Source organism: Methanosarcina sp. A14 (assembly GCF_001729375.1).
Taxonomy (GTDB): domain Archaea; phylum Halobacteriota; class Methanosarcinia; order Methanosarcinales; family Methanosarcinaceae; genus Methanosarcina; species Methanosarcina barkeri.
Map to the genome: position 1 here is coordinate 1 of NZ_LZPK01000267.1, position 9669 is coordinate 9669.

General features: G+C 39.0%; 9 protein-coding genes. 3 read left to right on the plus strand and 6 right to left on the minus strand.

Annotated features, from left to right (window positions below):
- Positions 1-677 precede the first annotated feature (677 nt).
- Positions 678-1571, plus strand: a complete 894-nt coding sequence (locus A9239_RS12435) for a prenyltransferase (protein ID WP_048121784.1) — start codon at positions 678-680, stop codon at positions 1569-1571.
- A 95-nt stretch (positions 1572-1666) separates the two neighbouring features.
- Here the strand turns inward: A9239_RS12435 and A9239_RS12440 are convergent, their stop codons facing one another.
- The 4 genes from A9239_RS12440 to A9239_RS19580 form a co-directional block, all read right to left on the minus strand.
- Positions 1667-2644 carry a dimethylarginine dimethylaminohydrolase family protein gene (locus tag A9239_RS12440; protein WP_048121782.1) on the minus strand — a complete coding sequence of 326 codons (978 nt, stop codon included), beginning with the start codon at positions 2642-2644 and terminating at the stop codon, positions 1667-1669.
- A gap of 32 nt (positions 2645-2676) precedes the next feature.
- The gene (locus A9239_RS12445; protein WP_048121780.1) at positions 2677-3702 is read right to left on the minus strand and encodes an L-histidine N(alpha)-methyltransferase; all 1026 of its coding nucleotides are present in this window, start codon (positions 3700-3702) and stop codon (positions 2677-2679) included.
- A 141-nt stretch (positions 3703-3843) separates the two neighbouring features.
- Positions 3844-4728 carry a radical SAM protein gene (locus A9239_RS12450; protein ID WP_329957125.1) on the minus strand — a complete coding sequence of 295 codons (885 nt, stop codon included), beginning with the start codon at positions 4726-4728 and terminating at the stop codon, positions 3844-3846.
- A gap of 18 nt (positions 4729-4746) precedes the next feature.
- Complete coding sequence (locus A9239_RS19580) at positions 4747-4914, minus strand: hypothetical protein (RefSeq protein ID WP_155396534.1); 168 nt, start codon at positions 4912-4914, stop codon at positions 4747-4749.
- 329 nt (positions 4915-5243) lie between these two features.
- Between A9239_RS19580 and A9239_RS12460 the strand changes: the two genes are divergently transcribed.
- Both A9239_RS12460 and A9239_RS12465 read left to right on the plus strand, forming a co-directional pair.
- Positions 5244-6074 (plus strand): hypothetical protein, encoded by an 831-nt coding sequence (locus tag A9239_RS12460; protein ID WP_048121775.1) that lies wholly within the window; start codon positions 5244-5246, stop codon positions 6072-6074.
- 129 nt (positions 6075-6203) lie between these two features.
- Positions 6204-7184 carry a radical SAM protein gene (locus A9239_RS12465; RefSeq protein ID WP_048156253.1) on the plus strand — a complete coding sequence of 327 codons (981 nt, stop codon included), beginning with the start codon at positions 6204-6206 and terminating at the stop codon, positions 7182-7184.
- Positions 7185-7295: 111 nt separating this feature from the next.
- Here A9239_RS12465 and A9239_RS12470 read toward each other — a convergent pair whose 3' ends face one another.
- Together A9239_RS12470 and A9239_RS12475 are read right to left on the minus strand one after the other, a co-directional pair.
- Positions 7296-8765 carry a right-handed parallel beta-helix repeat-containing protein gene (locus tag A9239_RS12470; protein WP_048121771.1) on the minus strand — a complete coding sequence of 490 codons (1470 nt, stop codon included), beginning with the start codon at positions 8763-8765 and terminating at the stop codon, positions 7296-7298.
- A 106-nt stretch (positions 8766-8871) separates the two neighbouring features.
- Entirely contained in the window at positions 8872-9204 is a 333-nt protein-coding gene (locus tag A9239_RS12475) for a carboxymuconolactone decarboxylase family protein (RefSeq protein WP_048121769.1), read from the minus strand.
- Positions 9205-9669 lie beyond the last annotated feature (465 nt).

Consider the following 9669-nt stretch of genomic DNA (forward strand, 5'->3'; position numbering starts at 1 on the left):
TGAAGACAATGACTCTGCAGTTGACAATGTTACAGTTGAAGACAACGACTCTGCGGATGAAAACAATACATAAATCGTCTAATTTAGTAGTGTAAAAAGGAATTATCCAAGTAGCCTTTCTAATAGGCTACAATTTTAGTTTTTTAAAAACGGTTTGATATAAATCGACTGTGATTTTATATCTCTTCACATCGAAAATTTCCCAGAAATTTTTCTCAATACCGTAATCTTCAATAATACCGTAATCTTCAATAATACCGTAATCTGCAATTTTTTTACTGCTGCTATCAGAGACTACATTAACATATATTTAACAATCTTATCTTATAAATATAGCTTCAAGTTCACTGAAGTTAATCTGAAGATTCTTTCGTTTCTTGTTTTATCCTGATTATGGGAGATTCACAGTAAGTCCTCGAAACCTGTAACATCGGGGAAGTCTCTAGAAACACTTTTAACTGATTGATACTCTAATATGCTATATCTTTTCTTGGATCGAACACGTAAAACTCTAAAAAGCTTCAGTCTGAAAAAAAAAAGTAACGATATTCGTAAATAAAGCATTTTCAAAAATAATAACTTCTTAACAGCAGTTTCTTAACAGCAGCATTACCCTATTTTCATAGTTTTTATGTAATAGTTCTCTTAATTACCTCTATCTTTATTGAGGCTAAAAAATGACAGAAACCCTGAAAGCTTATCTTGATCTTATACGTGCTCATTTTCTTCCTGCCTGGCCTCTGGTTTCCTGCTCTGGGCTTGTGCTTGCTTTTGAAAATTATGGTGGCTTTTCTTGGGCGTTGACTATTAAGGTGGCTCTAATAGGCCTGCTCGGGTTTGAAGCCGGTTTTATACTTAATGATTATGTGGACAGGAACAGAGATAGACTTGATGTAGAGAACACGCTTACAAGGTACTGGAGGCCTTTTAAAGAAAGACCCATCCCATCAGGAAAAATTTCTTCAAGAAGTGCCTTCTCGTTGTTTATCCTGCTTGTAGTAGTCATTTCAGCCTTGATTTTTACACTTCCTTATCCAAACTCTTTATACGTGTTTGCAGTTATGCTGTACTCTTATAGCATTGAGGCTTTTTACCAGGTAAAAAAGAGAACTCAGAACTATCCAATTGCACAGCTTTTGGGCAGGACGGATTTTACGCTTTTTCCGGCGGCAGGCTATCTCTGCTACGGGCATCCAGATATGACCATGTTGCTCTACATGTTTTTTTTCTATCCCTGGACAATGGCTCATCTGGGATTGAATGACTTTATAGACCTGAAAAACGATCACGCAAGAGGCATGAAGTCAATAGCCGTACTCTACGGTGAAAAAGGGACAATGTACTGGATTACAGGTTTTACGGTCCTGCATTTCCTTGCAGCTATTTTCTTTCTCCGGGAGCTTGGAGAGATAGCCCTTTATGGTTTTCTTGCAGGTTTTGTGCTCCTTGCAGGGGCAAACATTTACCTGTGGAAAGAAAAAAATCTGGATGCCGGAATGAAGATACTGCCTTTTTATCACGGGGTTCTGATAATCTACGCAGTGTCAATTATTCTTGACTTTATATACTGAGATGGGCTTTTTTTTTCATTCTGGTTCTTTCTTACCTTTTCTGCCTTTTTTTGGCTTATTCTCTGATCCTTTATCCAGCTCTTTTTGGGTTTTAATTAATTCTTAATTTTCTTTCTGCAAAGCCTCAGAGTATGGCAGCGCAGGCTCCCTCCTCCTGCAAGCAGTGCATCCGGGTGAAAAGAAATAATCTCAATACCTTCATTTTCAAGGTCTTTCCTGGTTTTCTGATCAAATGAGGTATCGTAGTGAAAAATAGTTCCACTCTCTAGAGGAACAAATGAACAGGCCAGACGACTTTGCTCGGAGTCCGAAACAGAAATGATTTCCATTCCTTTCTCGCGCATGAAAGCTTTAAAATCAATTTTTTCTCTAGAATCTTCCGTAAACAGGCAGCTTTCCTCAAATGCAGGTAGATAAGCAAGGGCAAGGTTTTCCCTTATCCTGTTGAAGACAGTATCAGGGTGCATGTACCTCCTGGCTTTTGGAACACGGACGTAAATAACTTCACTGAACTCTTTGAGAATGTTTGAAACAAATTCTCTTATAAATGGGTAAGTGTGTCTTTCCGTATCAGCTACAAAGACTGTTTCTTTTGAGAGTAGGAGGCAGCCTTCGAAAAACCCTTTTCCTCCATTGAATTCGCTGAGAATAGGAATTCCCAGATTATTCAGAGCTTCCTTTACGACAACCTCTTCCTTTTCCCTGGCAGGCGGACGCATTCTTGAGAGAATAGCCCCTTTTTCGGAGATAACTGCGGTATCATGTAAAAAAGTTAGATTTGGCATCTTCTTCATTAGACCTGTGTTTTCGTCCACATACTCTTCAAGTTCATAGACTCTGACCCCGTTTGATTCCAGCAACTCCTGATAGTCTCTATGCTCTTTAATATACCCTGAAATTTCAGGAACCTTATCATATAGCCAGTGTTTATAATTCGATTCATTGAGTAGAGAAAGTTCTTCTCCAGGTGTATGCATCAATACGCTTTTCAGCCTTCCAAATTCTTCACACCCGTAATCGATGCCTGATCTTGCTTTTTCGCCTTTACCAAGTCCATTTATCCTGCAACCCATACCCTGAACCTACCTTTTGATTCGTGTCATCTTCATATACGGTTTTTTGCAAGGATTATGACATTTGTCCGGTTTTCACTCAGGAAAGCCTTGAGGATCTCAAATCCGCAAATTTCCAGAAGAGCCGTAATCTGGTCATATGTATATTTATATGTAAAACCCATACGGATGATGTCTCCTTCCCTTAAGCCTATGGTTTCTGTCCCGATTTTGAGTTCGGTATCCTTCAGGATATACAGACTCTTCCTTGTCCTGTATACTCCCCCTATCCTTGAATTTACATGCGCAAGCAAGAGTTCAAAATCGAAATCTTCAGGAGCCATTCCGTACTGAAGCAGTGGATACATATTGAAGAGGGCATTCTCTCTTGAGGCATATGTGCCCAGTACGGACTTCCTTACAGATTGTGCCTCTGTGCCTTCAGTAGGTAGCAGGTTGGCATCGAAGAAAAAAAGGTCCCCCCGCTCAAGGTTTTCATGGACAAGCTGAAGAATGAACTCTGGCTCGTAATTGCAAAAGGTATTTCCTAAAATGCAGAAAAGAATCGGGAGACGCCAGTTTTCTTTAAGAGTGGCCATATCCTCTATGAAACCAACTATTCCCTTCTTTTCAACAGGCAGGTTATCGACCTTTTCAAGAGCGATATCTACAAATTCACTGTTTATATCGATGGGGTAATAGCGTATCGACACTTTTTCTGAGGAAGGGTTTTCAGCTAGATTCTTTCTTACTAGTGCTTCAAGAAAAATTCTTTCCTTCTCTCCGTTTCCCACACCCACGCTTACGAGACTCATGCCTGTCGGAATAAATCTTACGATTGAGTCCAGATTTTTTTCCATAAGGATTTTGAGTTGCCTGGCTACAGGAAACGTCTTAGCCCCATCAAGTTTCAGCCAGTTTTTTGCTCCTCCAGTGCCCATATATAGAAAGTAATCAGGCAGTTCATGGTTTTTCAGGCATTGACAAAGTCTGCCTTCTATGTCCTCCTTGCTGGTAATGACTATCTTTTCCTTATTTCCCAAAACCTGTCCAAACTCCACTCTTTCTGTACTGTTCAATTTCTCACCTTCTCCTCAAATTATTCAACAGTACATATCTTTATTTATTTCTTTTAATTTATTTATTGCCTGAGTTTTGCTTTTACCATTTTTTTACCATTCAATTGCCATTCTTTTTCTATTCAATTACCAATCTGCCATTTACTTGAAACACTGCTGGCATTCCATCCTGAGGGCTTTAAGAGGGTCGATGCCATGTTTTACTCCTACGCTGTAAGCATACCCCCGGCAGCCTATGCACTCTTCATTATGTTCACAGTTCCTGCACCTTCCCTCGAGCATTTTATCGATGTTTCGGACATATTTGAAAAGATTAGAATCATAAATTTCCCGAAGGCTCATTTTATTTACATTGTAGGGATATTCCCCGTCAACTCTAAGCGCAGGATGTTCGTCCAGCTTTGTAGGCGCACAGGGCCGGATATTTCCTTCTATATTGATATACAGGCTGTAAAGGTGCTGAAGGCAGCCACTAGCAGTAATCGGTGTGTAAGGCAGCCAGTCATAACCATAATATTTCCGGTCGATTTCCAGCAGTTTTAATTTATATTCCTTTATCTCGTCAGCCGTGAGTAGCTTATCCTCAAGTTCGTCATTTGCCCTGCCTGTAGGTGTTAGAATTTCCATATTGGGAAAAATATTGTTTTGCCTGCAGAAATGCCAGATCTCCTCAATTTCTTCCAGATTCATTTTGTTACTGACGAAAGAAACTCCCATACGGAGTTCTCCAGATTCCGCAGGTTTTGAAAAGCCTACTTTGAGAAGATTCCGAAGCCCATTCCTAATATCTTCGGAGGCTCCTGCTCTTCCTGCGAGGTAGTCCTGAACTTCAGGCTTAAGGGAATCTAACTTTCCCATTACTGAGGCGTTGTGTTTGTACAGGAACCCTGCAAGCTCTTCTGTCATCAAAACCGTATTCGAAAAAATCACCGGGATTATTCCCAGGGAATCAATATAAGCTATTAAATCCCTGAAACTCGGGTATAGGGTCGGCTCTCCTCCCCCAATTACAACCACAGACCTGATCCCGAGTTCTTTTGCCTCCTAAATAATACGCTTGAGATTATTAAAATCGGCTATTTTTGCCGAGTCCTCACCACTCTGTGCATAGCAGTAGCGACAGCGGAGATTGCAGGATTTGTTTGTTTCAAGGCGTATGGCTAAAAGCCTGTTTGAGTTCCGTGCCTTATGGGCTTCCTGTGGTCCGTACATGTACCCTTTCAGTAGCGGAGGTGGTGAAAACAAGCTTAACGTATCAAGATTCTTTAGGTCTTCCTCCCACATGTTAAAATATATATTTAACGTTCCTTATCAAATTACAAGAAACTAAGTGTTTTTTTGATTCTAATCTTCTAATTTTTAAAAAGTAATTTGTTGTCAGTAATTTGTGTATTCCGGTTACTTCGGTTCTTTTTGTAGTTAATTCATACAGTGCGACAAATGCGTGATAAATTCATGATTATTCTTCTTGTTAAATTTAGTAAGGTTTAATTATCACTCTCACATATCTATTTTCAATCATTAGGGGAGAATGACTGACAATGAACAGAAAGGTAACAATTTTTGGAGGAGTTGTATTATTTATTCTTTTTTTGCTTGTGCTGGGCTCAATCTATCTGGAAAATAGAAACGAGAAAATGTATAATGACAGTCTTATGAGTAATTATGAATACGATATAATTATAGAAAGCAACAGCACTCTGCAAAATGTAACCTTATATTTGCCTGTTCCTGTTTTTGAGAATGAATCCGATGTAGGACTGGAAATGGTGAATGGTGATTATTATAATAAGCCTTCAAATTGGAATCTTAGCCTTGAGGATACTGAGCATGGACTAATGTTCAAAATAGAAGCTGCCGAAATTAAACCGGTTTATCATTCCTTTCCTGTAGCTGTACCCGAACCTGAACCTGGGACCGAGAATATGGAAGATGAAGTTCAGGAAGAAGAACAAATAGTGGAGTCCAATGAATACTCAGAAGAAACCCCAGTTTTGACTTCATTTGATTTCGGGACCAATATAAGGGCTGACCATATGATTAATACCAGATTCCCTGTTGGTAATGAGTCAGTGCTCCTGCCTAAATATAATCTTCAAGAATCCGAAGAAGGCTCGGAAATTCCTCTACCTGAACATATCAACCCCGAATATTTTGATTATGAGAGCCTGGTATATGCACATTATGATGCGTCTCCTGATGCCGAGGTTCAGATTTTTGTTCAGATGGATGGCCGAAACGAATGGTGGATTTATGGATGGCAATCTAATGGTTACAGTGATAGGATTTCTATCCGACTTTCAGGCCCTCAGGAAGGCTGGGTAAAGGCGGAAGGAAAACTTATTACAGGAGATGGAGTTTACAGAGAATAATTCTAGAGAATAACTACTGAGAATAATTCTCCTTTTCTACTTTTTGGAAATATGTTTCCTGCTACAAAGTTCTTTTTATGTTCTTTTTTCTTAAGTTTATTATAGTTCTCAACCCTATCTTATTCCGGGATGTTCGAAGAAATCAAGGTTAAAAAAGCTCTGAATCGGATAAATAAATCCAGCAGGATTAATCTCCCATTTCATTGGGATTTGAATATTTATAGGGGCTGTGAACACGGTTGTAATTACTGTTATGCAATGTATTCTCATAGTTATCTGGAAGAAAAGAAAAAGTTTGTCTGTGCAGAACCAGGATTCGGGAAAGAGAGCTGTTATTCTGTAGTGGGTAAAAAATGTGCTTTTTTTCAAAAAATTTACGTAAAAACGAATGTTGCAGAAGCTCTTGAAAAGCAGCTTGCAGCACGAAGCTGGAAAAAGGAAGTAATTAATATAGGCGGGGTCTGCGATAGTTATCAGCCTGTAGAAGCAAATTACAGGTTGATGCGCGAGGTTCTGACGCTGATGATTAAATACCAAAATCCGGTCACTATATCTACAAAATCGGACCTTATCCTCAGAGACTATGACCTTATTTCAGAACTTGCTGAGCTAACACCTGTAAATATCGCAGTTACGGTTACGACGGTGGATGAAAAATTAAGTGCCCTACTGGAGCCCCTTGCTTCTTCACCTAAAAAGCGGTTTTCAGTCCTGCAGGCTTTTAAAAACACATCTGCTATTACTGGAATCCATATGATGCCAATTCTTCCTTTTCTTACCGACAACCATCAGAATCTCGAGCAAATTATCTCTCTTGCAACCGAATGTGGTGTGGATTACGCTCTGCCTGGAGTTCTTAACCTCAGGGGCGAAACCAGAAAGCATTTCTTCGGTTTCCTTGAACTTAACTTTCCAGAACTTGCGGGTCCTTACCGCAAATTGTATGCAAAAGGAGGAGCTGATATAGCCTATAAGGCTAAACTTTATGGAATGCTCAGCTCTCTTATGGAAAGATATCATTTGTCTGGAGACTACATGAAACCCATGCAGTCAAAACTTTCCCATTCGAAGCAGCTCACGTTAATGGATTTCTCAGAAAATGATTCTTGATTTTAGTAAGTCCTACAAGTGCAAGTCCTACAAGTGCAAGTCCTACAGGTGCAAGTCCTACAAGTGCAAGTCCTACAAGTGCAAGTCCTACAAATGTAAGTCCTACATGTATTAGTTATACCTTCCTATGTTTATCTTGTTTTCATTCTCATCTAGCTCTTTTGATGAATTTGATGACACGTATCCCGCACCAATACAAGGGGAGTTTGATTTCAGATGATAATCATGCTTATTATGGTTTACAAAGAGAGGATTTACATATATGTCAGTTGTTGAACTTGCATTTTTATAATTTCCACCTGTATTATTGTACAGACAGTTGTTTTCCAGCACAAAGGAATGCGTTTCAGGCAGATAATTAATCACTGCGTATCCTGTTCCATTAGGGTCTTTTTTACGCTTCTGGGTATCAATGATTATGTTATTACGGACAATCGTTTTGTATCCTGTACCCTGAGGTGAAAGATCAACTGAATTGTCTGTGTCTTCGGTAGAAGGAGGATACATCTGGATAATGGCTGCATGATATACTCCGTCAAATACATTCCTCTCAATCAGGGTATCATAAAACCCGCTTGTCACTATACCTCCTACCCAGTCAATACTTGGATTAGTACCTGTGTTATAGAAGGTATTCTTATAAATGTGGACATTCTGCGCCTCTTCCTTGGGATAAGCCTCTCCATAACCTATCAGCCAGATTCCAGGGCCATAAGTATTATGGATAGTATTATTGTATACCTCAACATCGTTGACGGTACCTGTTGTTTTCTCAATCAAAACTCCAGAGCCGCCTGCGCTCCAGTGGTAGAAGGAATCTATTACGTTATCATGGAACTTTACGTGATTTGAGTTCCAGACTCTAAGGCCGCTGTTTGTCCTGCAAGTTATTGTATTATTCCAGGCTTCTACATTCAGGCAATCAATGGCAAAAAGACCATCATGTCCCAATTTATACACACTGTTATTATAAAACGTGATATTGGAGCCTTTCTCTACTCTTAACCCGTCTCCATGTCCGTCGTGCATATACACATCATGAACGTCTACGTTTGTAGCGTCAAGGAATTTGATCATGTTGTAATATCCTTGCCCTCTCTTTTTATCTTCGTTCTTGTCATGATTCCCATTTATTTCAAATCCTTTTATGGTGATTCCATAGGCTCCATCGCTGCCCATCTGTGTTATCAGGGGTTTGCCCACTGGCCAGTTTGCGTTATCCTGGAGTTTTACTACAGCCGTATCGTCTCCTTCTAATATTGTATTATTTCCAATTAGAATACTGTTAGAGATGACGTATGTATTTGGACCTTTCAAATGAACGGTTGAGAACCGTGGATTTTGTGCAACATATTCAAGAGCTTGATTTATCTCTACCTGATCATCAATTCCATCGCAGGTAAAGTTTCCACTTCCATCGCCAGCTACGTACACAGTATTGTTTGACGACTTAAGGAAAATGTTGGACTCCATTGTATTGAAAATGAATAGTCCCAATGCAACCAGGAATATAAGAATTACAGTAGAAAGTCCTATTTTTTTCCGGTTTTGCCTTAAGTACGTCAGATATTTTTCGTCCATTTTATTCCTTACTCTTAATTATAAACCTCAGTCTTGAAAAATTTTTAAAAGCAAATTCTTGGACCGGGTTTGAAAAATAAACTTGAAACTAGTTGTTACTATAAGCTTACTTCTCATCTCCTGCGCAACTGCAGGAAATATTACCCTTCAGGATTTCTTTCCAGTCCCCAATTACATCATGGGTCCAGCAGTCGTCGGCGCCTGCGGCTTCTCGCATGACCAGGGCAAAGATATATGAAAGTTCCTTGACTGTAGCCCCTGCTTCGAGGGCACCTTTAAAATGTTTCAGAACACAGGGTTTTGACCTGGCTTTGATGGAGAGAGCAAAGCAAATGAACTGATAGGTCTTTTCGTCAATCATCCTTTTTTCAGCGTAAAGCTGATCAATTTCGTCCAGTTTCTGGGTAAACTCCGGGAAAAATTCTTCAAGCATTCTCATTTCTATGGCTCCTTTTTATCAATATGACTTGACTCAAGCTGCTAAGGTAATTTGTAATATGATAATTTTATATTTATGGATTAGTTCAAATCATTTTGAACTAATCGTCAGTGTGCCAATTTTTCTGTAAAATCACAAATCTCAATAAATTATTGGGTAGAAAATTCCGAATCGGTAAATCAATTTTCTCCATACTATGCAAAAACTTGACTTCAAATTTACAGCAAATTTGAGACACTGCCAACTAACGTAATATTATCTTCTGTAACCTGGTGAATAACTATGTACAAATAATATATTATTCAGGTGAATAGATGAAAATAAAAGCTAGAATGCACACATAAGTACGATGCACACATAAGTACGGTGACAAAAACAAGTTATACACATTAACCAGAAAGTAATTTAACTCAAAAACTGGTCAAAAAAAGAATAGATATTATAAATAACCATTAAACCAGATAA

What these genes read in the sequence shown, in the direction of transcription:
- A9239_RS12465 (WP_048156253.1), top strand. Translation starts at nt 6,204, where the DNA reads ATGTTCGAAGAAATCAAGGTTAAAAAAGCTCTGAATCGGATAAATAAA.
- A9239_RS12440 (WP_048121782.1), bottom strand. Translation starts at nt 2,644, where the DNA reads ATGGGTTGCAGGATAAATGGACTTGGTAAAGGCGAAAAAGCAAGATCA.
- A9239_RS12460 (WP_048121775.1), top strand. Translation starts at nt 5,244, where the DNA reads ATGAACAGAAAGGTAACAATTTTTGGAGGAGTTGTATTATTTATTCTT.
- A9239_RS12435 (WP_048121784.1), top strand. Translation starts at nt 678, where the DNA reads ATGACAGAAACCCTGAAAGCTTATCTTGATCTTATACGTGCTCATTTT.
- A9239_RS12475 (WP_048121769.1), bottom strand. Translation starts at nt 9,204, where the DNA reads ATGAGAATGCTTGAAGAATTTTTCCCGGAGTTTACCCAGAAACTGGAC.
- A9239_RS19580 (WP_155396534.1), bottom strand. Translation starts at nt 4,914, where the DNA reads ATGTACGGACCACAGGAAGCCCATAAGGCACGGAACTCAAACAGGCTT.
- A9239_RS12470 (WP_048121771.1), bottom strand. Translation starts at nt 8,765, where the DNA reads ATGGACGAAAAATATCTGACGTACTTAAGGCAAAACCGGAAAAAAATA.